The sequence below is a fragment of the Acidimicrobiia bacterium genome (assembly GCA_036271555.1).
GTDB lineage: Bacteria > Actinomycetota > Acidimicrobiia > IMCC26256 > PALSA-610 > DATBAK01.
The window spans coordinates 24,853-49,029 of the sequence record DATBAK010000058.1; the positions used below are offsets into that span (position 1 = coordinate 24,853).

Genomic DNA, 24,177 nt, shown 5'->3' on the forward strand with positions numbered 1-24,177 from the left:
TTTCCATGAGCGACCAGGTCACCGTCGATCCCCAGGCCACCGGGCTCGTCCCGCTCGGCGGGGGCGCCGCGATCGCGACCGAGGGCGGCGGTGTCGTCGCGACCCAGCCGCACGGCAAGCCGCACCCGACGCCGCAGCAGTACGTGCTGGTGGCGGTCATCCTCGTCGTGGTCACCGGGTTCGAGATCGCGACGTCGTACCTCGAGGGCGACGTCAACTCGAACCTGATCATCGCCGCGCTCGGGATCATGGCGGCGCTCAAGTTCTTCTTGGTCGTCGCGTGGTTCATGCACCTGCGGACCGACAGCAAGGTGCTGCGGCGCTTCTTCCTCATCGGTCTCGGCGCCGCGCCGGTGCTGTACCTCGTCGTGCTGCTCATGCTCCACTTCGCCAGGTACTGATGCCGCGCGCCTCGTTCCCCGCGTGGCAACCGCACCCCGACGTCTGGCTCGTCGTCGGCCTCCTGGTCGCGGCGTACGCGGTCGCAGTGGCGCGGGTGGGCCCGAAGCACGTGCGCGCGGGCGAAGCGGTGGTGACGCGCTTCCAGATCGCGTGCTTCGGTGCGGGCGCGCTCGCGATCCTGATCGCGTCCGACTACCCGATCCACGACCTCGCCGAGCACTACCTCTTCAGCATCCACATGGTGCAGCACCTCACGTACTCGTTGGTCGCCGCACCGCTGCTGCTGCTCGGGACGCCCGCGTGGATGGCGCGCGCGCTGCTCTCGCCGCCCGGCTTCTATCGCGCCATGCGCTGGGTCGCCCGCTTCTTCCCCGCGACGATCCTCTTCAACGCGGTCGTCGTCTTCATCCACGTCCCTGCGGTCGTCGACGTCGCGCTGCGTTACGGGATCGTGCACTTCGGTGTGCACACACTCGTGCTGCTCTCGTCGATCATCGTGTGGACGCCGATCCTGAGCCCGCTGCCCGAGGTGCCGCGCCTCTATCCGCCGATGGGGATGCTCTTCTTGTTCCTCCAAGGCGTGATCCCGACCGTCCCGGCCTCGTTCCTCACGTTCGGCTCGAGGCCGCTGTACCACGTGTACGCGACGTTCCCGCGGCTGTGGGGCGTCAGCGCGCTCACCGACATGCAGGTCTCGGGGCTGATCATGAAGATCGGCGCCGGCCTCCTCATCTGGGGCGTGATCACTATCGTCTTCTTCCGCTGGATCAAGCGCGAGGAGATCGATTCCGGCCCGCTGTCCACGTCACGCGAGCTCGACCGTGAGCTCGTCCGTCTAGGGATGACGCAACCATGAGCGACGACGAGACCCCGACGCCCGACGCAGCGGATGCCGCCGAAGCATCCACTGCCGCGCCCGAGGCCACCGGCGATGCGGCGAAAGCCGTCGTCGACGCGCCCGCCGGGACGGTCGCGAGCGCGGACGCACCCGTGCTGGTGGCACCGGCCGACGCCGCGTACCCGACCGGTCCCGTCGACCGGCCGACGTTCCGGTCGAAGTTCCTCGCGCCGTTGATCGTGCCGGTCGGGGTCGCCGCCGCGATCGTGTTCTACGTTTTGAACGTCTCGCGCATCTTCCTCGCGAACGACGAGACGCTCGCGTTGGTGTTCGCGTCGGTCATCACCGTGCTGATCCTCGGCGGCGGCACCGCGCTCGCGGCCGCGCCGAAGGTGCGGGGCTCGTCGCTCACGTTGGTGGTCGCCGGCTCGCTGCTCGTGCTGCTGCTCGGCGGTCTGATCTCGATCGGTGCGGCGTCGCCGAACGTGGCGAGCGGGCCGACCCAGTGCACGCCGGTGAAGTCGAAGATCACGACGGTCGCGGGCGAGAACAACACGCTCTCGTTCACCCCGAACAAGCTGACCGCGAAGGCGGGCTGCGTGCAGCTCTCGGTGAAGTTCGACGGGACCCACACGTTGCAGTTCGACTCGGGTGCGGCCGCGTCCGCGTTCCCGACGCTCGATCAGAACCAGGATTCGTGGGCGGGAACACTCCCCGCGGGCACGTACGCGTTCCACTGCACGATCCCGGGCCACGCCAGCGCGGGCATGGTCGGGACGCTCACCGTCACGTCGTAGTTCCGTCTACGACGCGGGCACCCGCACGCGCAGCGCGCCGGGCTTCGGCTCCATCGTCGCGGGCAGCGGTCCGACGCGTTCGCCGTCGGCCCACACCTCCATGTCGTCGCGACCGGGGGTCTCGACGCACACGCGCGCGCCGCGGTACGACGAGATGCCGGGCACCGAGAGGTGCGTGCCGCCGAACACCTTGGGGAAGTGGCGGACGAGCTGCGCGCGGCTGATGTCGCCGATGACGCAGACGTCGAGCAGCCCGTCGTCCATGCGCGCGTCGGGCACGATCCGCATGCCGCCCGCGTAGGCGCGGCTGTTGCCGACCGCGACCATCCACGCGCGCAGCTCGTACACGTCGTCGTCGACGGTGATGCGGAAGTCGCGCGGCGAGTAGTCGGCGAGGGTTCGGAACACCGCGGCGACGTAGAGCGGTGTGCCCGAGAGCCGCTCGACGGTGTTCGCCCAACGGTTCGCCTCGGCGTCGAAGCCGGAGCAGGTGACGCACGTGTACCAGTGGCCGTTCACCATGCCCAGGTCGACGGTGAGGTCGCGGCCGTCGGCGAGCACGCCGATCGCGTCGAGCGGACGCGTGCGGTCGTAGCCGAGCGTCACCGCGAAGTCGTTGCCCGCGCCGACAGGGACGATCGCGAGCCGGCGATCGGTCTCGGCGGCGACGCCGGCGAGCAAGCCGACGGTGCCGTCGCCACCCGCGGCGACGAGGTCGCGCCCGTCGGCCGCGGCCTTGCGCGCGAGGAGCTCCGCGTCGTCGCGCGACGACGAGACGACGACTTCGGCATCGACGTCGGCCTGGCGGACGAGCGCGCGCAGCGCCGGTGCGAGATCACGACGACGCATCCGTCCGGCGGCCGGGTTCAGGACGACGGTCCACGGCATCGTCCGACGCTACCCGGCGGCACTAGCTTCGGCCTCGTGCCCGATCTCGATCCGAACCGGATCCCCCGACACGTCGCGGTGGTCATGGACGGGAACGGCCGGTGGGCGCAGAAGCGGGGATTGAAGCGGACCGAGGGGCACGCGGCGGGTGAAGAGGCGTTGTTCGACACGGTCGAGGGCGCGCTCGAGATCGGCGTGCGCTGGCTCACGGTGTACGCCTTCTCGACCGAGAACTGGCGGCGTCCGCTCGACGAAGTCCGCTACCTCATGGGCTTCAACGAGCGGCTGCTCATGCAGCGGCGCGACGAGCTGCACGGCAAGGGTGTGCGCGTGCGCTTCATCGGACGGCGCGGTGGGCGCGTGCCGCGGCGCGTGCGCCAGCGCATCGAGGAGACCGAGGCGCTCACGCAGGGCAACCGCCGGCTCACGCTGACGTTCGCGTTCAACTACGGCGGCCGCGCCGAGCTCGTCGACGCGATCGGCGCGATCGCGTCGGAGGTTGCGGCCGGGCGACTCGACCCGGGTCGCATCGACGACAAGGTCGTACGCCGCCACCTCTACGCGCCCGACATGCCCGACCCCGACGTGCTCGTGCGCACGTCGGGGGAGTACCGCATCTCGAACTATCTGCTGTGGGAGCTCGCGTACTCCGAGCTCGTGTTCACCGACGTGCTCTGGCCCGACTTCCGGCGTGAGGATCTGTTCGAGGCCGTCGCCGAGTTCCAGCGCCGCGAGCGCCGCTTCGGCGCGGTCTGATCGCAAGGATCGACGGGGATGGCCCCGTCGCGCGGCCCGTGTTCCGGCCGCGCCGGCGCGCCCGGTACGCTACGCAAATGGGACAACTGGGGCGGCGGGTCGGAGTGGCGATGCTGGTGATGCTCGCCGCGGCGTGTGGGACGGCGTCGGCGTCGGTGGTGACGCTCGCGTCGTACGCGGCCGGGACGTGGAACTGCTCGACGACCATCCATGCCGGTGGGCAGAGCATCACCCTGAAGCCGAACGCGGTCGTGACCGAGTCGAGCTCCACCACGGGCGCGGTGACGATCACCATTCAGTATCCGCAGGCGCCCAAGCCGTACAAGCTCTCGGGCGCGTGGAAGCTCTCCGGCACCGACCTGGCGGTGCAGTGGAGCAAGCGCAACTTGGGCGCGGCCGAGGCGAAGCCGATCGCGTTGAACACGAAGCAGTTCCGGATCAAGAGCGGCAAGGGCGCGAACGCGAAGTGGTCGACGGTGACGGCCGACCGGAAGTCCCGCTCGGTGACGTTCGGCTTCCCACTCGAGCCGGGCGGCTCGCCGAATCAGAAGATGACCTGCCGCAAGGCCTGAGGACCGCTTCGAGAATTACACTCGTGTCATGAGTGGCCTGTACCGGGACGACGGGGTCGTGCTGCGCACGATCAAGCTCGGGGAGGCCGACCGGATCGTCACGATCTTCTCGCAGGGCCATGGCAAGATCCGCGCCGTCGCGAAGGGTGTGCGCAAGACGTCGAGCCGTTTCGGCGCGCGCCTCGAGCCCGCGACTCACGTCGCGCTCCAGTGCTACAAGGGCCGCGAGCTCGACGTCGTCACGCAGGCCGAGACGATCGAGTCGAACCGCGCCGTGCGCGAGGGCTATCAGATGCTCACGCACGCGATCCCGATGCTCGAGGTCGTCGACCACGTCACGCCCGAGCGCGATCCGAACCCCGCGCTCTACCGCATGCTCACCGGCGCGCTCCGCACGCTCGGTGAGCGTCGCAGCGCGCTCGTCACCACTGCGTTCTTCTGGAAGCTGCTGAGCCTCGAAGGCTTCCAACCGATGCTCGACGGTTGCGCGCGCTGTGCTGCGGAAGGCGACGACATCGAGCTGCGCGCCTTCGACCTCGCCGACGGCGGGATGTTGTGCGCGTCGTGCGCCACGCTCTCCGGTCGCGCGGTCACGCCCGCGGCACTGACCCTGCTGCGGTTGCTGCTCGGCGGCGGCCTCAACGTCGCGCTCGCGGAGCCGCCGGGCCCGACGACGCGCGAGGTGGAGCGTCTCGCGTTGATGGCGGTCGAGTATCACCTCGAACGTCGCCTCCGAAGCGCGACGCTGCTCTGATCACACCGCTGATCAGAAGCAATCCCGGGAAAATCCAGGCCCCCGACTAGCCTGAAACCTCATGGCCAAGAACGACTTGATGGACCGCGTCGTCAATCTGACGAAGCGGCGGGGCTTGGTCTTTCCCTCCAGCGAGATCTACGGCGGCTTCCGTTCCACGTGGGATTACGGGCCGTTGGGCGTCCTCCTGAAGCGCAACGTGAAGGACGCGTGGTGGCGCTCGATGGTGCAGCTGCGCGACGACATCGTCGGCCTCGACAGCGCCATCCTCATGGCGCCGAAGGTGTGGGAGACGAGCGGTCACGTCGCCACCTTCACCGACCCGCTCGTCGACTGCCGCAACTGTCACGAACGTTTTCGCGAGGACCAGCTCCCCGAGTCGGGCGCGTGCCCGAACTGCGGCGTGAAGGATCAGTTCACGGACGCGCGTCAGTTCAACCTGATGTTCAAGACGCATGTCGGCCCCGTCGAGGACGACGCGTCGGTCGCGTACCTGCGCCCCGAGACCGCGCAGGGCATCTTCGTGAACTTCAAGAACGTGCAGACGACCGCGCGCCGCAAGCCGCCGTTCGGCATCGCGCAGATCGGAAAGTCGTTCCGCAACGAGATCACGCCCGGCAACTTCCTCTTCCGCACTCGTGAGTTCGAGCAGATGGAGATGGAGTACTTCGTGCCGCCCGACGAGGCGCCGAAGTGGTTCGAGTACTGGGTGCAGCAGCGGTTCAACTGGTACGTCGAGCACGGCATCCCCGAGTCGATGCTCCGCATCCGGCCGCACGATGCCGAGGAGCTGTCGCACTACTCGGCGGGCACCTCCGACGTGGAGTTCCTCTTCCCGTGGGGTTGGGGCGAGCTCGAAGGCATCGCCAACCGCACCGACTTCGACCTCCGTCGTCACTCCGAGGAGTCCGGCGACGACCTCTCGTACTTCGACCAGGCGACGAACGAGCACTACCGGCCGTACGTGATCGAGCCCGCGTCGGGTGCCGACCGGGCGACGCTCGCCTTCCTGCTCGCCGCGTACGCCGAGGAAGAGGTGAACGGCGAGCCGCGCACGACGCTGCGACTGCATCCGCGCCTCGCGCCGACGAAGGTCGCGGTGCTCCCGCTCTCGAAGAAGGACGAGCTCGCGCCGCTGACGAACGAGGTCGCCGGCGCGCTGCGACCGCACTTCCAGATCGACACGGATACGGCGGGCGCGATCGGTCGTCGGTACCGACGGCAGGACGAGGTCGGCACGCCGTACTGCGTCACGATCGACTTCGAATCGCTCGACGATCAGGCGGTCACGGTGAGGGAGCGGGACTCGATGGGGCAGGAACGCGTGCCGGTGAAGGCACTGCTCGACCACCTCCGCACCCGGTTCGATTGACGATGGAGCAGGTGAACGGTCACTGCCCGTCGAGGCGAGGCCCCGTGCCCGTACGAGCGAACATGCGACCAAGGTGATGGACGACTATTACGAGTTGCTCGACGTCGCGCCCGATGCCGACCGCGAGGAGATCCGCGGCGCGTACCGCACCAAGCGCGACGACCTGCAGGCGCAGGACGGCGACGACACGCGCGGCAAGGTCGCGGAACTGAACCGCGCGTGGAACGTGTTGTCGGACCCGACCCAGCGTCAGCGCTACGACGACCGGCTCGCGCGGGCGCGGGAGTCGGGTGACGACGGCGACGGCGAGCACCACGACGACCGTGACGGCGAGGATGGCGGCGAGCGACCGGTGCCGGTCACGCGCGCGCAGCGGCGCGAGGAGATCCGCCACGCGCGGCAGAACCGCATGACGGCAACCGTCACGCTGCCGAACGGGCTCGTCGTCGCGCCGGTGCGCCGCCGCCTCGTGGCGCTCGCGACCGATGTCGTCATCCTGCTCGCGTTGTTCTCCGCGGTGCAGCTGATCGGCGCGCGCCAGGTCGACAAGCGCTTTCCCGGTGAGCGCTCGCACGCGTCGGCGCTGCAGAAGCGCGTCGACGCGGTCGACAAGACGATCGACGCCGACAAGAAGAAGGTGTCGGCCGCGAAGGACAAGCACGACACCGCGGCGGAGAAGACCGCGACCGACGAGCAGAACGCCGATCAGAAGAAGAAGGACGGCTACAACAAGGAGATCGACGACATCAACCGGGACTTCGCGCCCGGGCTGAAGGTCGTCTACGCGATCGGGGTGTTGGTCGCGTTCCTCTATCTCGTCCCGTTGACCGCGCTGACCGGCCAGACGGTCGGCAAGCGGTTGCAGAAGATCCGTGTCGTTCGGGTTGCCGACGGGTCGCCGGTGGGTTGGAAGCCCACGCTGATCCGTTTCGGCCTGCCGCTCGGTGTCGCCATGCTCCTCGGTGTCCTCATCCTCGGTGAGTTCGCGTTGCTGCTCGGGATCATCTTCATCATCGGCTGGGTGAACCGGCCCGATCGCCAGGGCATCCACGACCGGTTGGCGAAAACGGTGGTCGTCGAGGCGTGAGAATGTTGAGACCAGTCGAATCTCGTGCCGGAGGCCCGCTCCCATGACCAAGTACGTCTATGGCTTCGAAGAAGGCTCGAAGGAGCAGAAGTTCCTGCTGGGGGGCAAGGGCGCCAACCTCGCCGAGATGACGATTCTCGGCCTTCCCGTACCACCGGGATTCACGATCACGACCGAGGCGTGCAACGCCTACATGCAGCGCGACAACGCGTTCCCCGACGGCCTCCTCGACGAGGTCGCGAAGGCGCTCGAGCAACTCCAGGACAAGATGGGCAAGCGGCTCGGCGACCCCGTCGACCCGCTGCTCGTGTCGGTGCGCTCGGGTGCGCCCTTCTCGATGCCTGGGATGATGGACACCGTCCTCAACCTCGGGCTGAACGACGACTCGGTCGGCGGCCTCGCGCGCCAGACCGGCAACGAGCGCTTCGCGTACGACTCGTACCGCCGCTTCGTGCAGATGTTCGGGAAGATCGTGCTCGACGTCTCCGGCGAGCACTTCGAGGACGCGCTGCACGACCTGCTCGAGGAGAAGAAGGTCACCAACGAGACCGAGCTCGACCGCACCGCGCTCGAAGGGCTCGTCGCGACGTTCAAGGGCATCGTCAAGAAGGAAGCGGGCGTCGACTTCCCCGACGATCCGCAGGAGCAGCTTCGCTACGCGATCGAAGCCGTGTTCCGCTCGTGGAACGGTGACCGCGCGCGCGTCTACCGCCGCATGGAGAAGATCCCCGACGATCTCGGCACCGCGGTGAACGTGCAGACGATGGTGTTCGGCAACAAGGGCGACGACTCCGGTACCGGAGTCGCGTTCACGCGCAACCCCGCCACCGGCGAGCGCGCGCCCTACGGCGACTTCCTCGCCAACGCACAGGGTGAGGACGTCGTCGCCGGCATCCGCATCACCGAGCCGCTCGACGCGATGGCCAACGACTTCCCCGAGTCGCATCAGCAACTGCTCGACGTGTTGGCGAAGCTCGAGCTGCACTACCGCGACATGTGCGACACCGAGTTCACCGTCGAGCAGGGTCGCCTGTTCATGCTGCAGACGCGCGTCGGCAAACGCACCGCGCTCGCGGCGTTGCGCATGGCCGTCGAGATGCACGAAGAGGGACTGATCTCGAAGAACGAAGCGGTGCTGCGCGTGCAGCCCGACCAGCTCGACCAGATGCTGCACCCGCAGTTCGACCCCAACGCGAAGTACACCGTGCTCGCGAAGGGTCTCAACGCGTCGCCCGGCGCAGCCGTGGGGCGCGTCTACTTCACGGCCGACTCCGCGGAATCGCATCACAACGACGGTGAGCGCGTGATCCTCGTGCGGCCCGAGACGTCGCCCGACGACCTGCGCGGCATGATCGCGGCGGAGGGCATCCTCACATCGCGCGGCGGTCTCGTCAGCCACGCGGCCGTCGTTGCGCGCGGCATGGGCACGCCCGCGATCTGCGGTGCCGAGGCCGTGCGCATCGACCTCAAGACGCGCACGTTCACCGTCGGTGACGTGACCGTGCGCGAAGGCGACGTCGTGTCGATCAACGGCACGACCGGTGAGGTCGTCGTCGGCGAGGTCGCGGTCGTGACGCCCGAGCCGAGCGGTCCGTTCGGCACGGTGCTCGACTGGGCCGACGAGTTCCGCGTGCTGGGCGTGCGCACCAACGCCGATCTGCCCGAAGACGCGAAGCGCGCGCGTGAGTTCGGCGCCGAAGGCATCGGCCTCTGCCGAACCGAGCACATGTTCCTCGGCGACCGGCTGCCGATCGTGCAGCGGATGATCCTGGCGTCGAACGACGAGGAAGAGGCCGCCGCGCTCGAGGAGCTGCGGCGCGTGCAGCGCTCCGACTACGTCGGGATCCTCGAGGCGATGGACGGGCTGCCGGTCACCGTGCGCCTGCTCGACCCGCCGCTGCACGAGTTCCTGCCCGACATCGAGGAGCTGATCGTCGCGCAGGCGAAGGGCGAGCTCGACGCAAAGGGCGAGCAGCTCCTCGCGGCGGCGCGCGCGTGGCAGGAAGTGAACCCGATGCTCGGGACGCGCGGCTGCCGGCTCGGCATCCTGAAGCCCGGCCTGTACCGCATGCAGGTACGGGCACTCATGGAAGCCGCGGTCGAACGCAAGCAGGCGGGAGGCGATCCGCGCGTCGAGATCATGATCCCGCTCATCGTCAACCGCGCCGAGCTCGCGATGCTCGACGAGTGGGTGCGCGAGGTCGCGACCGAGGTGCTCGCGGCCGCGGGTGTCGACCTGCACTACACCGTCGGCACGATGATCGAGACGCCGCGCGCCGCGATCGACGCGGCCGACATCGCGGAGGTCGCCGAGTTCTTCTCGTTCGGTACGAACGACCTCACGCAGATGACGTTCGGCTTCTCGCGCGACGACGTCGAGAGCCGGCTCATGCCCGCGTATCTCGCGGACAAGCTGCTGCGCGTGAGCCCGTTCGAGGAGATCGACGTCGAGGGTGTCGGCAAGCTCGTCGAGATGGGCGTGCGCGAGGGTCGGGCGACGCGCCCGGACCTCAAGCTCGGCATCTGCGGTGAGCACGGCGGCAACCCGGCGTCGGTGCACTTCTGCGCGGAGGTCGGCCTCGACTACGTGTCCTGCTCGCCGTACCGCGTGCCGATCGCGCGGCTCGCCGCCGCGCACGCGGCGCTCGGCGCGGGCGGACCCGGCGGCACCGCGTAGCCGGTTTCGTCGCCGTGTTGCAGCTCGATGCGGAAGGCGTGCGCGCCTTCATCGAATCGGTCTGGCCGGGCGCGTTCGAGGCGTACGAGATCATCTCGTTGTCGGAAGGGCGCGCCGTCGTTCGGCTGACGCATCAGCAGCGGATGTTGCGGCCCGGCGGCACCGTGTCGGGGCCCTCGCTGATGGCGCTCGCCGACGTCGCGATGTGGGTCGCGGTGCTCGCCGTCGTCGGCCCGGTCGCGATGACGGTGACGACGCACCTCGACATCGACTTCCTACGCTTCGTCGGCGCGCACGACGTCGTTGCCGACACGCGATTGCTGAAGGTCGGCCGCTCGTTGGCCGTCGGCGACGTGTTGATGACCGCCGACGGTTCCGCGGAGCCGTGCGCGCGTGCGTCGGTGACGTACGCGATCCCGCCGTCTTGATCGTCGCACTCGCTTCGCTCGCCGCTCCGGACGCGAGATGCCACCGCGTCTGGTCGCATGCCGACGGTGCGTCGTGACCGAGTGGCGGCAGGACGGATTTCTTGTCACCGACGATCCGGCGCGCGTCGACGTCGAGGTCGTGCACGCGTACCTCTCGACGGAGTCGTACTGGGCGACACATCGCACGCGTGACGAGACCGCGGCCGCGCTCGCGGCGTCGTGGTGCTTCACGTTGATCGACGAGGCGACGGGCGGAGTCGTCGGGTTCGCCCGGCTCGTCACCGATCGCGTCACGTACGGCTGGGTCGCGGACGTGTTCGTCGCGTCCGCGATGCAAGGGCGCGGGTTGGGCGTGTTCCTGATGGAGTGCGTCGCCGACGCGGCTTCCGGGATCAACCGCCTTCAGCTCGGCACGCGCGACGCGCACGGGTTGTACGCCAAGTTCGGCTTCACCCCGCACTCGTATCCCGAGCGCGCGATGGAACGCCTCCTCCGCCCGCTGGCCCCGCCCGCCTGACCTGGGACCTTCGCACTTCTGGGCCATTGGATTCCCCTGAGGGGAACTGAAGGGCCCAGAAGTCAGTCGTCGTTCGCCTTGCAGCGACCGATGCGCGCCGGCGTCACGGTCGGGATCGGCGTGATCGTGAGCGTGCTGGGCGATCCGGGCGGCGTCGGCGGCAGGCCATTCGTTCCGGACGCTTGTTCCCGGGCACCGGAGCGCGCGCCGATGCGACGCAGCGCCGACGCGTGGAAGTCCTGGTTCGTCAGCGTGAAGTCCCGCCCGACCGGTGTGCTCACCCGGGACGCGAACACGACGACGCCGTCTTCGACCAGCGCGAGCTGCGTGCCGACGTGTGCACGCGTGAACGAGGAGATCTGCGCACCCGCGTCGCGGTCGAACGCCAGCAAGATGTTCCAACCGACCGATGGATCCGTGCACGAGACGCGATAGCTCGAGAGACCGTCGGCGCGTGCGAGCGTCGTGCCGAGCGCGAAGCACTTGCCGTCCTGCTCGGTGCCGAATCCGGGGACCTGACCGGCGCGGCACGGCGGCTTCGACTCTGCGGTCACGACCCGCAGGAACGGCGCCTGCCGGTCGACCGGCCCAGGTGTCGTGGTGGTCGTCACCGCGGACCGGCCGCCGCCGCACGCCGAGAGGGCGACGACCGCCGCCGCGACGCACAACCGCATCCGCCCGCCCACGACGGCGCAGCGTAGGGGATTCGGCGAACTGATCGAGTTTCGTGACGCGCCTGCGTCGCTCTTCTCGATCAGATCGAGCGGTCGGCTTCGCTGTCGCACCCCCTCGGTACGCTGATCCCGTGAAGGAACCGGCTCGGCTCACCGTCGTCGACGACGTGGCGCACGCGCATCCGGACGCGCTCGCGGTCGTCGGCGGGGCACTGCTGGGGCGAGAGGAACGCGAGGGCGACCTCGCGCAACGGCTCGCGCCGGGCGCGACCCGGCCGTCGGGTGCGGGCACGCGCGCCCGGGCCGAGGATCCCGATCCGTACCGTCTGTGCTTCGAACGCGACCTCGACCGCATCAAGCACTCGCGACCGTGGCGCCGGCTCGCGGGGAAGTGTCAGGTGTTCGTCGCACCGGAGGACGATCATCTGCGCACGCGGCTCACGCACGCGGTCGAGGTGGCGCAGGTCGCGTCGGGCATCGCGTGCGCGGCGAACCTGTGTCTTCCGCTCGTCGAGGCGATCGCGCTCGCGCACGACTGCGGCCACGGCCCCGCCGGCCACGCGTCGGAAGACGCGTTCGCGCCGTACCTCCCCGGGGGCTACGACCACGCGGTGTACGGCGCCGACGTCACGCTCGAGCCGTTGAACCTGTGCGTGCAGACACTCGACGGTGTGCGCAACCACTCGTGGCGCCGGCCGCCGCCCGCCACACCCGAGGGTGAGGTCGTCGCGTGGGCCGACCGCATCGCGTACGTGTGCCACGACTTCGAGGACGCGTGCCGCGCCGGGCTGATCGCGCCGACCGACCTGCCCGCGCCGGTCACCGACGTGGTCGGAACGCGTAGCTCCGAGCAGATCGGGGCATTCGTGCACGCGGTGCTCGACGGCATCGACCGCACCGGTCGCGTCTCGATGACCCAACGGGAAGCGGACGCCCTCGCCGCGTTCCGGCAGTTCAACTTCGAGCGCATCTACCTGCGCCCCGCGTCGCTGCGCCAGGCGGATCGCGTGATCAGCCTGCTCAGAGGCTTGGTCGACTGGTACGTCGACGTGCCGGCGCGACTGCCCGAGGGTGCGACCGGCGCGCACCCGGATCTCGAACCCGGTACCCCCGAGGCCGCGGCGGTCGCGGTGCGGTACGTCTCGGGCATGACCGACCGGTTCGCGCTCGCGCAGGGCGTCGAGCTCCTCGGCATGCGGTTCGAGACGCTTCCCCGCGGCGTCTGAGCTTCTTGGTCGCGCTCGCCCCGTAGGCTTGGACACGGCATGGGGATCGTCGACGACGACGTGGCGCGGGTCCGTGACGCGACCGACCTCGTCGCGTTGGCGGGTGAGCACCTCGCATTGAAGCGGTCGGGTCGGCGCTTCGTGGGCCTGTGCCCGTTCCACCCCGAGAAGACCCCATCGTTCTCGATCAATCCCGAGCAGGGCGTGTACTACTGCTTCGGCTGCCAGGCGAGTGGCGACGCGATCACGTTCGTGCGCGAGGTCGAGCATCTCGACTTCGTCGACGCGGTCGAACGGCTCGCGGCGCGCGCCGGCATCCAGCTTCGTTACGACGACACGTCCTACTCACAGGACCGCAAGCGGCGCGATCGGCTGCAGGCCGCGGTCGCGGCCGCGATCGACTTCTACCACCAGCGTTTGATGACGCACGAGGACGCAGGCCTCGCGCGCCGTTACCTCCGCAGCCGTTCGTATGAACGAGAAGCGGCGGAGCGGTTCATGCTCGGCTCCTCACCCGACGGTTTCGACGAGCTGTCCCGTCACCTCCAAGCGCAGAAGTTCTCGCGTGCCGACATCACCGACGCCGGCCTCGGATTCGTCAACCGCGCCAACAAGATCCAGGACGCCTTCCGCGGTCGCGTCATGTTCCCGATCTACGACCAGCGCGGCGAAGCGGCCGGGTTCGGCGCGCGCTCGCTCGACGGCACGCCACCGAAGTACAAGAACACACAGGAGACGCCGATCTACCAGAAGAGCCGGCTGCTCTACGGCCTCAACTGGGCGAAGTCGGAGATCGTGGCGCGCGGCGAGGTCGTGATCTGCGAGGGCTACACCGACGTCATGGCGTTCGTGCTCGCCGGCGTGCCGAACGTCGTCGCCACGTGCGGTACCGCGCTCGCCGACGAGCACTTCACGATGCTGAAGAACTTCGCGCGCAAGGTCACGCTCGCGTACGACGCCGACGCGGCGGGGCGCGCGGCCGCGGAGCGCTGCTACCAGTGGGAGCAGAAGTTCGAGGTGCAGTTCCAAGTCGCCGACCTCCCCGCGGGTCGCGACCCCGGCGATCTCTGGCCCGCCGACGCGCCCGCGCTCGTCGCGGCGGTCGAGCGCGCCGCGCCGTTCCTCGAGTTCCGAGTGGATCGACTGCTCGAAGCCGGCGACCTCACGACGATCGAAGGTCGCGCGCGCGCGGCGGGCGCGGCCGCGGCGCTCGTGGCCGAGCATCCGAACGAGCTCGTGCGCGATCAGTACGTGGTGAAGCTCGCCGGTCGATTGCAGATCAACGACGATCGCCTGCGCGAAGCAGTGGAGCGATCGCGACGCGGCGATCGGCCCGCGTCTGCGCACACCGCGACGACGAGCGCGCCACCCGTGCGCACGCGTCCCGTCGACCGCCGCGAGCTCGATGCGCTGCGCTGGGCCGTGCACGCGCCGACCGACATCGGCGGCCGCATCGCGCTCGAGCTGTTCTCCGATCCGCTGGCCCGGGCGGCGTGCGCGGCGCTGCTCGAGGCCCCGTTTCGGAAGGCGGTCGCGGACGCGGAGCCCGAAGTGGCGAAATTGCTCGAAAGACTCGCGGTCGAAGATCCGATAGCCGACGGTCGACCTGCCGATGAGATGGTCGTACGGGTCGTGGTGAACCTGGTGGAAGCGTCAAGTCAGCGCCTCCTTGCGTCGATGGTGAACGAAGGAGACGTTCGGTCGTCCGAGCTCAAGGTGCTGCTCGATCTTCTCGTGCGCCGCCGGGGGAACGACGAGTGGGCCGCGGCCGAGGAGGTCGCCGACCAATTGGTAGGGTGGATCGTGGCCGCGGAGCCGAATGGTGACGATGGAAACATCTGACGACGCGACCGAAGCGAGCGCGTCGCACCCTTCGAGCCTCGGCGCGACGAACGCGTCCGTCGATCATCTCGACGCCGACGATCACCGTCTCGCCGAGCTCGTCGCGCGCGGACGTGAGCGCGGCTTCGTGACGTCGGGTGAGGTGTTCGCCGCGTTCCCCGATCTCGAGCCCGCGACCGACGAGCTGTCGTCGATCTACTCGCGCATCGAAGCGCAGGGCGTGAAGATCGAGGACGAGATCCGCGCCGAGCTCGAGCTCGAGGATCAGCAACGCGTCATCGGCGACCGCGAGCCCGAACCCGCCGCGCGCCGGCGTCCGAGTGAGCACCGACCGGGCGAGGCCGTGACCCGTCCCGGCGCCGCGCCGGCGCGGCGCATGTCGTACGACGAGGACGAAGGAACGCTCGCGCGCCCGTTGCGCGCCGCCAGCGAGTTCGGCAGCTTCGATCCCGTGCGGATGTACCTCAAGGAGATCGGCAAGGTTCAGCTGCTCTCCGGCGAGCAGGAAGTGATGCTCGCGAAGCGCATCGAAGCGGGTGTGTTCTCGCAGCTCGAGCTCGACGTGTGCGAGCAGCTTCCGACCGTGCTCGCGTTGTTCCATCAGGTCGGTGCGCTGCCGGCTGCGCCGATCGTGCCCTCGGACTGGGTGCTTCCCGAGCGCGACCTGTCGGCGCGCCTTGCGGTGGTGCGCGACGGCGAGCTCGCCAAGAAGCAGCTCACCGAGGCGAACCTCCGCCTCGTGGTGTCGATCGCGAAGCGCTACGTCGGGCGCGGCATGTCGCTGCTCGACCTCATCCAGGAGGGCAACCTCGGGCTCATCCGTGCCGTCGAGAAGTTCGACTACACGAAGGGCTTCAAGTTCTCGACCTACGCGACGTGGTGGATCCGCCAGGCCATCACACGCGCGATCGCCGACCAGGCGCGCACGATCCGCATCCCCGTACACATGGTCGAGACCATGAACAAGGTGATGCGCGTGCAGCGTTCGATGCTCCAGGAGCTCGGTCGCGAGCCGACGGTCGAAGAGGTCGCCGCGAAGTGCGAGCTCACGCCCGACCGCGTGCGCGAGATCCAGCGCATCGCTCAGGAGCCGGTGTCGCTCGACACGCCGGTCGGCGAAGAGGACGACAGCTTCCTCGGCGACTTCGTCGAGGACCCGACCGCGATCGCGCCGGCGATGGCGGCCGACCGCAAGCTCCTCCTCGAAGACCTCGAAGAGGCGCTGCGCGAGCTGAACCCGCGCGAGCAACAGGTCGTGCGGCTGCGCTTCGGTCTCGAGGACGGTCAGATCCGCACGCTCGAAGAGGTCGGACGAGAGTTCGGCGTCACGCGCGAACGCATCCGTCAGATCGAGTCGAAGACGCTCGCGAAGCTGCGCCACCCGACGCGTTCGCAGCGTCTCCGCGACTACCTCGAGGGAACCTGAGCCCTCTGGTCGCGCTCGCCGACGCTCGCCGTTCCTGACGCCGCCGTCGTCGAGTCGGGCGAGCCGCGCAGCGACTCGTCCGTTCTGGCGGGAACTCGCGTAGCTTCCAGGCATGGCGCGCTGGTTGTTGAAGTCGGAGCCCGACGTCTTCTCGTACGACGATCTCGTGCGATCGAAGCGCGAGCCGTGGGACGGCATCCGCAGCTATCAAGCGCGCAACTTCATGCGCGCGATGAAGGTGGGGGAGCAGGCGATCTTCTACCACTCGAACGCGAAGCCGCCCGGGGTCGCGGGCGTCTGCAAGATCGTGAAGACCGCGGAGCCGGATCCGACGCAATTCGATCCGGCGACCAAGTACTACGACGCCGCGAGCAAACCCGAGGACCCGCGCTGGGATCTCGTCACGATCGCGCCCGTGCGCGCGTTGCCGTTCGTCTCGCTCGACGAGTTGCGTACGGTTCCCGAGCTCGTGAACTGCCGCCTGCTCGCGAAGGGCAACCGGCTGTCGGTCGTACCGCTCACCGATGCCGAGTTCGACGTGATCGTCGCGTTCGCTCGGAGCCGCAAGCGCAAACGCTGAGGCGCGCTACTCGCCCGACGCGGTGGGGAACTGCAGCACGATCGCGCTGCGCTCCTCGCGTGCTTCTTGCAGCCGGACCACCGCGAGCTCGAGCAGCGCGCGGCTCTTCTCCGCGACGAGGTCGAGCTTGAGGTCGCCGAGGACGGTCTGGATCTGCTCGAAGCGCTCGCGCCCGGCCTGCGCGCCGAAGTAGTAGCCGACCGCGAGGCCGGTGAGGAAGGCGGTCCGTCGTCGCATGCCGACGTTGTATCGCATCACCCGAGGTGCGTGCTTCGAACGGTCGCGTCGGGCCCGGCTGGTAGTGTCACCCCTCGTGCCCGAACCCGGTTCGGGCGCATTCCGGGGTAGCTCAACCGGCAGAGCGAGCGGCTGTTAACCGCTAGGTTGAGAGTTCGAGTCTCTCCCCCGGAGCCATACCGATTCGCTTCGAGGCCCGGCGCGCGAGGTTGCGCCCGCCTCGGCGACCCTGCGCCGGACGGAATGAGGGCCTCGGACCTCACCGTGATGCCGACCGTGCAAGGCACGCCGATCACCTGCCGCGCGTCGTCGGCGCGTCACGCGCGTGGCCTTCAACACGCGCACGCGTGTCGCGCGCGCATCGCAATTCGTGACGAAAGCATTTTGCGCGCGAGTGAGCGACGCGTTTGGGTAGGCGCGTCGTGACCCGCTCACTGGGGGCGGGAGATGTGGGAGGTAAGTGTGAGGAGACTTTGCAAGGTCGCGATCATGGGCGCCGCGGTCACGCTGGCGATGCCGCTCTTCATGGGCACCGCGGGCGCGGTCGGTGGAACCCGCTACGTCGCGCCGACGGGCACCGACACCGGTGCCTGCACTGCGCACGCTCATCCGTGCGCGACGATCAGCTACGCGGTGGGACAGGCGAATGCCGGCAACACGGTGAACGTGGCGGCCGGCACGTATCACGAGACGGTGGCGCTCACGAAGCCGCTCGTGTTGAAGGGTGCGGGCGCGGCCACGACGACGATCGACGGCAACGGCATCGATTCCGTCGGGTCGGAGTACGGAGTGCTGTATGTCGGCGCAACCGGCGGGACGACCGCGGTGAGCGGGTTCACGATCACGAACCCGTATCCGGATTCGTACACCGGCGGTGAGCCGGAAGCGGTCGCGCTCGCGGACACGAATGCGAGCGACACCGTGAACCTGCACAACAACGTCATCACCGAGGGGTCGTCCGACGCGAATGCTTCGACGGACTTCCCGATCGGCATCGACTCGTTCAACAACGCGGCGTCGACGACGATCCGGAGCAACACGGTCGATGGCTTCTTCCAGGGCATGCTGCTCGAGGACAACGGTCCCGCGCAGGTGCTCTCGAACACCGTGCAGAACGGCATCTCCGAAACCGCCGACACGACGACGTATGCGGCCGAGGGCGTGTTCTTCCTCTCTGATCTCGCGCAGTCGGTCACGGGGCAGGTTGCGAACGGCAACACGTTCCGGGGCTACGGCGGCTACGGCGTGATCATGGAAGCGGGCTACAACAACGGGAACTGCACCGACAACCCGTGCAACGGGTCGATCAGCGGTTCTCTCGCTCGCAACACCTTCACGCTCGATCCGGGCGTCGCGGGAACCTCGGCGATCGTGCTCGAGGCCAAGTTCAATGGCAACGACCTCACCGCGACCGTCGCGGGAAACCAGGGCACCGTGATGGCGCCGTCGACGGCGATCAGTGAGAGTGCAACCGGCGGCGCGACGTTCCATGTCACGTCGAGCAACAACGCGATCCGCGTCATCCACTAGCGACTGCGCACGAGGCCCGGGCTCGCGAGCTCGGGCCTCGCCGCGAGCAGATCGGTCTTCGAGTCGCCGCCGGGTCCCGCGCCGTTACGGGCCGAACGTCGACGTGAGCTCGGGCGGAGGCGCGGCCGCGACCTCGGCGGGCGTCATGATCGACACGCGCAACCATTCGTCGCCGAGGATCGTCCGCTCGCGCGCGAGCCGGGTCTCCAGGTTCGCGGCCTGCTCGGTGGTCACCGCGGCCGACCTGACGTAGCCCGACTGCACCAGCTCCAGTAGCGCCCGGCTCGTGAGCATCGTGCGCGCGTCCTTTCCGTAGCGGTTGAAGAGAGCCTCGATGTACGCGCCCCGTTGCGCGCCGGCGAGCGCGACGCCGCTGACTGCGAGGGTGAACGGTTGCTTCTCGACCGCGACGACGAACCGGTCGATGAGCGCCGCATACCTGGGATCGAAGACTTCGTGCGCGACGACGCGGCCGGGTGTCGGCGGGGCGGTGTCCTTGCCGCTCGAGATCACGATCACCGAAGGATGCGTGGCCGGTTGGAAGTCGCGGTACGAGCCGTAGGCGCGCGCGGAGTTCGGCGAGAGCTGTACCGCGATGCCGTCCTGTACGAGCCGGAACGTCAGGTGGTTGCCGACGCTGAGCGCCGCGGTGCCGCCGCGGTACACGACGGCGACCGGATGATCGCGGTCGACGTTGGGCAGCACGAGCGTGTCGATCGTGCGCTCCAGGGTGAATGCTTCGGCCTCGCGCGGCACGTCGTCGGAGCCGTGGGTCACGACCGTCGTGGCCGCGAGCACGGCGAGCACGACGACGACGGCAACGCGAGCCAATCGCGACATGGCGCGCCGGTCGGGCCGCCACGGCACGAACGTCGCGACCGCCCAGCCGAGCGTCATCCATGTGAGGAACGCGGCGGCCCACCACCAGCGAAACTCCGATGCGCGGTTCGCCTCGATGCCACGCGGGACGTTGGCGCCGTTCACGACTCCGACGGCGACGAGGACGAGCGTCACCACCGCGAGGCGCGCCAGCGCGCGATTCCGACGCGCCGCGGCGAAGAGCACCGCGACGAGCGCGAGCAACTCGAGGCCGGCGACGACTGTTCGCAGCGCGTTCGCGTGATGGATCAGCGTGAGCCCGGTGACGTCGCGCATCGCGAGCAGCGTGGGCGGCACGATCGCGTGACCGAGCTGCGTCACCGCGGACGTGAGTCCCTGCGTGGGGCGGCCGCCGTCGCGCGCGAAGCGCACGATCTGCGTGAGATTTCCGGGATGCCGCGCGAGCTCGTCGATCGCGACCGGCAGCCACGCGACGGACGCAATGGCCAGCGCGCCGACGACGAATCGAGAGCCGTGGTCGGGTCGTTGCGCGCGGACACGAGTGAGCACGAGCGCGACGAGTCCGCCGATGACGAGTGGAACGACGACGAGGTCGGTCGCGAGATGTTGTTGCGCCGCATACGTCGCGACGAAGGCAGTGACGGGCAGAAGCGCGAGGTCGCCGTCGGCGAGCGCCCAGACGAGCACGGCGGTGCACAGGGTCGAGTACATCGTCATGTTGGAGCTGAGCGTCGCGCTGAGCACCGACGTACCCGCGGCGAAGAGCAGTGCCTCCATGAGCACGCCCGCGCCGAGTAGCACGCGCACGCCGGCGCGCCGGTAGATCGCCCACAGTGCGATGAGCACGAACGTCGCGTTGATCGTGGCCGCGCCGAGCAGCGGTCCCGTCCGTTCGCCGAGCAATCGCACGGGCACGGCGAGCAGGTAGAACTCGATCGGGCCTGGGTGCTGCGTGAAGATCTTCTTGCCGTACACGTACGTCGTCGACGGCAGACCGGTGAGCGGAGGATGCCGGCTGAAGACGTCGAGCGCGCGCGTCGCGATGTTCGCGTCGTCGCCGCTCGGCACCCAGCCGTCGTGATACGCCCGCACGAGCGACACGACGAACGGAACGAGCACCGCCGCGAGCAACGCCGCCGCGAGGAGCCGGTCCCGCCCCTGGAGGTCGCGCAGGCGATGCGGCGGCTCGACCGGACCGGTCCCATCGCTCCTGGGTCTCGAAGTGTCCACTTCCCCCCGCTGGATCCCCGGGCGCCGACGCGGAGGTTAGGCCGTGGTCGCTCTCGACATCCGGTACCAACCGGTACCGCACCCGCCGCCGTTCAGTCGGAGTTCGCGCCGCGTTCGCCCATCCGTGGGCGCTTCGCAAGGTCGCCGCGATAAACCAGCACGCGATGAGTGATCTCGCACCGCGGCCGTCGGGCCGCGCCGTCGATCCGGCGTCGCTCGAGCTCGAGCAGTGGCGACGCTTCGTGCATCTCCTCTTGCTGCTCGTGCAGTCGGGCCGACTCGACCCGGCCGACGGCATGGCGCTCGTCGAGGCCCTCGGCCAGCCGCCGGACGTGGCGCGCGGACGCCGCGCCCTGTTCGAGATCATGCGCCGTCATGAACCCGGCGCCTGTGGCGACGAGTCGGTGCGCTCGGCCTGACGACGCCTTCGCGGCGCGTGTGATCCGACGGGACCACCGCGGCGAACCGGTACCATCGACTCCGATCCCGGTGGGCTCGATCGGACGAGGTGCGATCCGGCAACAGAGGGGGTGGACGTGACACACGGGCGCGGCGCGCGAGCCGCGACGCGGCGAAACCGGTGAGCAGCACCCCGATCGCGCCGGACGTCACACCGGGGGAGCGCGGCTCCCGCCGGGCGATGCTGCCCGACGGCCGTGGTGTCGGCTACGCCGACTGGGGCGACCCCGACGGCCGGCCGGTCCTCTTCTTCCACGGCACTCCCGCGAGCCGGCTCGCGGTCGAGTGGGCCGAGGTCGGCGCCGCCGAGCGCGGCGTGCGCCTGCTGTCGCTCGACCGGCCCGGAATCGGGCTCTCGGATCCCGCGCCCGGCCGCTCGTTGCTCGACTGGGCGCGCGACGTCGACGCCTTCGCCGACGCGTTGGGTCTGGATCGCTTCGCGATTGCGGGATGGTCCGGTGGCGGGCCGTACGTGCTCGCGTGTGCGTACGCGCTGAGCGATCGGCTCACCGACGCCGCGGTGCTGAGCGGCTGCGGTCCGCTCGACTCGGGCTTCGCGCGCCGAAGCTCGGCGATGTTCGATCGCACGCTGCTCGCGCTGAGCCTGCGCGCGCCGCGCGTGGGACGTCTGCTGCTCCGACCGGCGGAGATCGCGGCGCGTCGGACGCCACGCCTCGCGGCGAAGAGTGCCGAGCAGGACATGTCGCCGACCGACCTCGAGATCTTCCGCCGGCTCAATCCCGACCCGCGGCGCGCGATGGACTTCTTCGTGGAGGCGTTCCGGAACGGCAGCGCGGGGGTCGTCGACGACTACCGCGTGCTCGCGTCACCGTGGGGCTTCGAGCCCGAGCAGGTCGAGTTCCCGGTCCACTTCTGGCACGGCGACGACGACCGCATCGTCGTGATCGCCGAGGCCCGGGCCGTCGCGCAGCGCATGCCGCACTCCACCTTCACGACCATCCCGGGCGAGGGCCACATGATGATGATGGCCCACTTCGAAGAGATCCTCGACGCGCTGAGCGCCTGACCGACCCGCCGGCCGTACACTCTCGGCAACGGTCCGCGGTCTCCGGGGGGAAGCCATGCAGACGCTCGAGCCCGATCCGGCACAGCGCGCGTCGTCGCATTCGCGCTTCACGTGGATGGCCGGCGGCGTCGCCGCGGTCGTCGCGGCGGCCGCGATCTCGTATGCGGTCGGCACGGCGCACGAGAAGACGAAGACGGTCGTGCAGACCGTGTCGGCGACGCCGGCGAAGAGTACGAAGGCCGCACCGACGTGCATCCCCGGTGCCGCGCCGACCTCGTGCAACACCGACGAGGCGAAGGAGCTCGCGATCCCGGACCAGCCGTTGAACGCGCCGACGCGCACGGTGCTCTCGCAAGAGCTCGTCGCCGCGCGCGCGGCCGCGCTGCGTTACCCGACGGTCGCCGACGCCGAGAACGCGCACATGCTGCAGGCCGGGCAGTTCTCGCCGTTGACCGGCGCACACTTCATCAACATCGGGGCGATGGTGCCGCACGGCACGAACGTCCGCTACGGCGGGTTCGACGCGTCGCAGCCGCAGTCGCTGATCTACGACGGCAGCGACCCGACGTCGCGCGTCATCGGGGTGATGTACCTGTCGCTGTCGGTGCTGCCGCCGCAGGGTTTCGCGGGTCCGAACGACCATTGGCACCGGCACACGAACACGTGCGTCGTGTACCAGGGCGCAAAGATCGTCGTGCCGTTCGCGGCCGACTCGGACGTGACGGAGCCGATGTGTGCGGCGAAGCACGGTCAGTTCATGCGCGAGACCGCGTGGATGGTGCACGCGTGGGTCGTGCCCGGGTGGGAGAGCCCGAGCGGCGTGTTCTCGCACGACAACTCCGACGTGCGCTGCGCGAACGGGTCGCTCAAGACGGACGCGGTCGGTTTCTGTCAGGGAACGTGAGCGCGGTCGTTGCGCTGCGCGTGATCGTCGCGTTGCGACGCGGTGTGACGAAGGTCGACGCTGCGCGCGGGTGACGCCACAGCTGCGCGCGGGTAGGACGGCTGGCGGAGCCCGTGCGCGTGAAGCGCCTGACCCCATCACGCCACCCACGCGTACGGGCTCCGCTTGCGCGCGCGTTGCGCCCGCGGTGTCGACGCCGGCTTCGGCGACGCGCGAAGGCCCCGCCACTTGCTGCGGGGCCTTCGGTTCAGAGAACGCGCCTCACGAACGTGGCGAGCGCCCTCGGGTCGCGGTGCGGCTCAGACGTAGCTGTAGGAGATGAGGAGATCGCAGCTCGCTCCGGCCTTCGTCTTGGTCAACGGTCCGCCCGGGGTGAGCGGAGGCGCGAAGAGCATCACGCCGCTCCCACCGGAGCACGACAGGGTGCCGGTGCTCGGCGCCTCGATCGCCATGTAGTCACCCTTCTTCACCGGCACGTTCACCGCGAACGTCTGAATGGTGAAGCTGTGCCCACAGCCGCCCTGACCGGCGTAGTTGATGACGGGGCCGTTCGCGATGACCTGCGCCTTGTGCTTCGACGGGATCGCCTTCGCGACCTGAAGCGTGAAGCTGCCCGCTACGCACGAGATCAAGCTGATATGCAGAATCTTGCCATTTTTCGGTGCAGTGAAGTTGCTGCCGTTCTCGAACGCCGACGTTGCGACCCAGGTGCAGTCAGCGTGATTCGGAATGTGTGCGCTCTCGTCGCAGGAGTAGCCATCCTGCGCATTCGACGGCTGGCTGTGCTTCGTGAGTTTCGCCCCGAAGGACGTCGGTGTTGCGGCCTGAGCCGACACGGCCTGAGCCCCAAAGGTCAACAGCCCCGCGGCCGCGATTGCACACACGAGAATTCGCCCGTTTCGCATCCTGCCCTCCCACTCGTCCGGATCCCCACCGTGGCGCACGCTACGGACGGCTTGCACGATGCGCAACCATGCGCGAACCGCAAACCGCCGAGCCTCTCCGTCGGCGAGCAGGGGCGAGTCGTTATCGTGGCGACGTGCGGCGAAAGGCGCCGTATTTGCAGGAGATTCTCCGGGCCCGTAGCTCAGTGGTCAGAGCAGGGGACTCATAA

24 protein-coding genes and 1 tRNA gene are annotated in these 24,177 nt (G+C 69.2%); 20 read left to right on the forward strand and 5 right to left on the reverse strand.

What is annotated here, in order from left to right; genetic code table 11:
• Window positions 1-5: 5 nt before the first annotated feature.
• The 3 genes from VH914_14200 to VH914_14210 are packed head-to-tail and all read left to right on the forward strand — an operon-like array spanning window position 6 to window position 2,037.
• Window positions 6-401 carry a cytochrome C oxidase subunit IV family protein gene (locus VH914_14200; GenBank protein ID HEX4492358.1) on the forward strand — a complete coding sequence of 132 codons (396 nt, stop codon included), beginning with the start codon at window positions 6-8 and terminating at the stop codon, window positions 399-401.
• Entirely contained in the window at window positions 401-1,258 is an 858-nt protein-coding gene (locus tag VH914_14205) for a cytochrome c oxidase assembly protein (GenBank protein ID HEX4492359.1), read from the forward strand. The genes VH914_14200 and VH914_14205 overlap by 1 nt, the downstream gene beginning before the upstream one ends.
• Window positions 1,255-2,037: a plastocyanin/azurin family copper-binding protein gene (locus VH914_14210; protein ID HEX4492360.1), complete on the forward strand. Its 783-nt coding sequence runs from the start codon at window positions 1,255-1,257 to the stop codon at window positions 2,035-2,037. The genes VH914_14205 and VH914_14210 overlap by 4 nt, the downstream gene beginning before the upstream one ends.
• A gap of 6 nt (window positions 2,038-2,043) precedes the next feature.
• Here the strand turns inward: VH914_14210 and VH914_14215 are convergent, their stop codons facing one another.
• Window positions 2,044-2,925 carry a diacylglycerol kinase family protein gene (locus VH914_14215; protein ID HEX4492361.1) on the reverse strand — a complete coding sequence of 294 codons (882 nt, stop codon included), beginning with the start codon at window positions 2,923-2,925 and terminating at the stop codon, window positions 2,044-2,046.
• A 36-nt stretch (window positions 2,926-2,961) separates the two neighbouring features.
• On the opposite strand from VH914_14215, the gene uppS reads away from it, so the two are divergent.
• From uppS to VH914_14255, 8 genes are all read left to right on the forward strand, one after another.
• Entirely contained in the window at window positions 2,962-3,681 is a 720-nt protein-coding gene (uppS, locus tag VH914_14220; protein HEX4492362.1) for a polyprenyl diphosphate synthase, read from the forward strand.
• Between the two features lie 77 nt (window positions 3,682-3,758).
• The gene (locus tag VH914_14225; GenBank protein HEX4492363.1) at window positions 3,759-4,253 is read left to right on the forward strand and encodes a hypothetical protein; all 495 of its coding nucleotides are present in this window, start codon (window positions 3,759-3,761) and stop codon (window positions 4,251-4,253) included.
• Window positions 4,254-4,281: 28 nt separating this feature from the next.
• Window positions 4,282-5,007: a DNA repair protein RecO gene (gene recO, locus VH914_14230; protein ID HEX4492364.1), complete on the forward strand. Its 726-nt coding sequence runs from the start codon at window positions 4,282-4,284 to the stop codon at window positions 5,005-5,007.
• A 61-nt stretch (window positions 5,008-5,068) separates the two neighbouring features.
• A complete protein-coding gene (locus tag VH914_14235; GenBank protein ID HEX4492365.1) occupies window positions 5,069-6,379 on the forward strand; it encodes a glycine--tRNA ligase in 1,311 nt (436 codons plus the stop codon).
• A 76-nt stretch (window positions 6,380-6,455) separates the two neighbouring features.
• Window positions 6,456-7,466 carry an RDD family protein gene (locus tag VH914_14240; protein HEX4492366.1) on the forward strand — a complete coding sequence of 337 codons (1,011 nt, stop codon included), beginning with the start codon at window positions 6,456-6,458 and terminating at the stop codon, window positions 7,464-7,466.
• A gap of 43 nt (window positions 7,467-7,509) precedes the next feature.
• Entirely contained in the window at window positions 7,510-10,143 is a 2,634-nt protein-coding gene (gene ppdK / locus VH914_14245; protein ID HEX4492367.1) for a pyruvate, phosphate dikinase, read from the forward strand.
• Between the two features lie 14 nt (window positions 10,144-10,157).
• On the forward strand, window positions 10,158-10,571 hold the full coding sequence (locus VH914_14250) for a PaaI family thioesterase (protein HEX4492368.1): 414 nt from the start codon (window positions 10,158-10,160) through the stop codon (window positions 10,569-10,571).
• 73 nt (window positions 10,572-10,644) lie between these two features.
• Window positions 10,645-11,088: a GNAT family N-acetyltransferase gene (locus VH914_14255; GenBank protein ID HEX4492369.1), complete on the forward strand. Its 444-nt coding sequence runs from the start codon at window positions 10,645-10,647 to the stop codon at window positions 11,086-11,088.
• Between the two features lie 62 nt (window positions 11,089-11,150).
• Here the strand turns inward: VH914_14255 and VH914_14260 are convergent, their stop codons facing one another.
• On the reverse strand, window positions 11,151-11,774 hold the full coding sequence (locus VH914_14260; GenBank protein HEX4492370.1) for a hypothetical protein: 624 nt from the start codon (window positions 11,772-11,774) through the stop codon (window positions 11,151-11,153).
• Window positions 11,775-11,893: 119 nt separating this feature from the next.
• Between VH914_14260 and VH914_14265 the strand changes: the two genes are divergently transcribed.
• From VH914_14265 to VH914_14280, 4 genes are all read left to right on the forward strand, one after another.
• The gene (locus tag VH914_14265) at window positions 11,894-12,988 is read left to right on the forward strand and encodes an HD domain-containing protein (protein HEX4492371.1); all 1,095 of its coding nucleotides are present in this window, start codon (window positions 11,894-11,896) and stop codon (window positions 12,986-12,988) included.
• Window positions 12,989-13,027: 39 nt separating this feature from the next.
• The gene (gene dnaG / locus VH914_14270) at window positions 13,028-14,830 is read left to right on the forward strand and encodes a DNA primase (GenBank protein ID HEX4492372.1); all 1,803 of its coding nucleotides are present in this window, start codon (window positions 13,028-13,030) and stop codon (window positions 14,828-14,830) included.
• Window positions 14,817-16,256, forward strand: a complete 1,440-nt coding sequence (gene rpoD, locus VH914_14275) for an RNA polymerase sigma factor RpoD (protein ID HEX4492373.1) — start codon at window positions 14,817-14,819, stop codon at window positions 16,254-16,256. The genes dnaG and rpoD overlap by 14 nt, the downstream gene beginning before the upstream one ends.
• 112 nt (window positions 16,257-16,368) lie before the next feature.
• Window positions 16,369-16,836: an EVE domain-containing protein gene (locus VH914_14280; GenBank protein HEX4492374.1), complete on the forward strand. Its 468-nt coding sequence runs from the start codon at window positions 16,369-16,371 to the stop codon at window positions 16,834-16,836.
• Window positions 16,837-16,842: 6 nt separating this feature from the next.
• On the opposite strand, the gene VH914_14285 is transcribed toward VH914_14280, so the two are convergent.
• Window positions 16,843-17,073, reverse strand: a complete 231-nt coding sequence (locus VH914_14285) for a hypothetical protein (protein HEX4492375.1) — start codon at window positions 17,071-17,073, stop codon at window positions 16,843-16,845.
• A 101-nt stretch (window positions 17,074-17,174) separates the two neighbouring features.
• Here VH914_14285 and VH914_14290 point away from each other — a divergent pair.
• A tRNA-Asn gene (locus tag VH914_14290) sits at window positions 17,175-17,250 on the forward strand.
• A gap of 285 nt (window positions 17,251-17,535) precedes the next feature.
• The gene (locus VH914_14295; GenBank protein HEX4492376.1) at window positions 17,536-18,603 is read left to right on the forward strand and encodes a DUF1565 domain-containing protein; all 1,068 of its coding nucleotides are present in this window, start codon (window positions 17,536-17,538) and stop codon (window positions 18,601-18,603) included.
• An 84-nt stretch (window positions 18,604-18,687) separates the two neighbouring features.
• Here VH914_14295 and VH914_14300 read toward each other — a convergent pair whose 3' ends face one another.
• Entirely contained in the window at window positions 18,688-20,673 is a 1,986-nt protein-coding gene (locus tag VH914_14300) for a hypothetical protein (protein HEX4492377.1), read from the reverse strand.
• 164 nt (window positions 20,674-20,837) lie between these two features.
• Between VH914_14300 and VH914_14305 the strand changes: the two genes are divergently transcribed.
• The 3 genes from VH914_14305 to VH914_14315 all read left to right on the forward strand — a co-directional run bounded on the left by VH914_14305 (window position 20,838) and on the right by VH914_14315 (window position 23,063).
• Entirely contained in the window at window positions 20,838-21,092 is a 255-nt protein-coding gene (locus tag VH914_14305) for a hypothetical protein (protein HEX4492378.1), read from the forward strand.
• Between the two features lie 161 nt (window positions 21,093-21,253).
• Entirely contained in the window at window positions 21,254-22,159 is a 906-nt protein-coding gene (locus VH914_14310) for an alpha/beta hydrolase (GenBank protein HEX4492379.1), read from the forward strand.
• Window positions 22,160-22,214: 55 nt separating this feature from the next.
• On the forward strand, window positions 22,215-23,063 hold the full coding sequence (locus tag VH914_14315) for a hypothetical protein (GenBank protein HEX4492380.1): 849 nt from the start codon (window positions 22,215-22,217) through the stop codon (window positions 23,061-23,063).
• Window positions 23,064-23,362: 299 nt separating this feature from the next.
• Here VH914_14315 and VH914_14320 read toward each other — a convergent pair whose 3' ends face one another.
• Entirely contained in the window at window positions 23,363-24,025 is a 663-nt protein-coding gene (locus tag VH914_14320) for a hypothetical protein (protein ID HEX4492381.1), read from the reverse strand.
• Window positions 24,026-24,177: the final 152 nt, after the last annotated feature.

Excerpts from the sequence above, each read along its gene's own strand:
- VH914_14305 (HEX4492378.1), top strand. The coding sequence starts at position 20,838 with ATGAGTGATCTCGCACCGCGGCCGTCGGGCCGCGCCGTCGATCCGGCG.
- recO (HEX4492364.1), top strand. The coding sequence starts at position 4,282 with ATGAGTGGCCTGTACCGGGACGACGGGGTCGTGCTGCGCACGATCAAG.
- VH914_14315 (HEX4492380.1), top strand. The coding sequence starts at position 22,215 with ATGCAGACGCTCGAGCCCGATCCGGCACAGCGCGCGTCGTCGCATTCG.
- VH914_14280 (HEX4492374.1), top strand. The coding sequence starts at position 16,369 with ATGGCGCGCTGGTTGTTGAAGTCGGAGCCCGACGTCTTCTCGTACGAC.
- ppdK (HEX4492367.1), top strand. The coding sequence starts at position 7,510 with ATGACCAAGTACGTCTATGGCTTCGAAGAAGGCTCGAAGGAGCAGAAG.
- rpoD (HEX4492373.1), top strand. The coding sequence starts at position 14,817 with ATGGAAACATCTGACGACGCGACCGAAGCGAGCGCGTCGCACCCTTCG.
- VH914_14240 (HEX4492366.1), top strand. The coding sequence starts at position 6,456 with ATGGACGACTATTACGAGTTGCTCGACGTCGCGCCCGATGCCGACCGC.
- VH914_14235 (HEX4492365.1), top strand. The coding sequence starts at position 5,069 with ATGGCCAAGAACGACTTGATGGACCGCGTCGTCAATCTGACGAAGCGG.
- VH914_14200 (HEX4492358.1), top strand. The coding sequence starts at position 6 with ATGAGCGACCAGGTCACCGTCGATCCCCAGGCCACCGGGCTCGTCCCG.
- VH914_14215 (HEX4492361.1), bottom strand. The coding sequence starts at position 2,925 with ATGCCGTGGACCGTCGTCCTGAACCCGGCCGCCGGACGGATGCGTCGT.
- VH914_14205 (HEX4492359.1), top strand. The coding sequence starts at position 401 with ATGCCGCGCGCCTCGTTCCCCGCGTGGCAACCGCACCCCGACGTCTGG.
- VH914_14210 (HEX4492360.1), top strand. The coding sequence starts at position 1,255 with ATGAGCGACGACGAGACCCCGACGCCCGACGCAGCGGATGCCGCCGAA.
- VH914_14285 (HEX4492375.1), bottom strand. The coding sequence starts at position 17,073 with ATGCGACGACGGACCGCCTTCCTCACCGGCCTCGCGGTCGGCTACTAC.
- VH914_14225 (HEX4492363.1), top strand. The coding sequence starts at position 3,759 with ATGGGACAACTGGGGCGGCGGGTCGGAGTGGCGATGCTGGTGATGCTC.
- dnaG (HEX4492372.1), top strand. The coding sequence starts at position 13,028 with ATGGGGATCGTCGACGACGACGTGGCGCGGGTCCGTGACGCGACCGAC.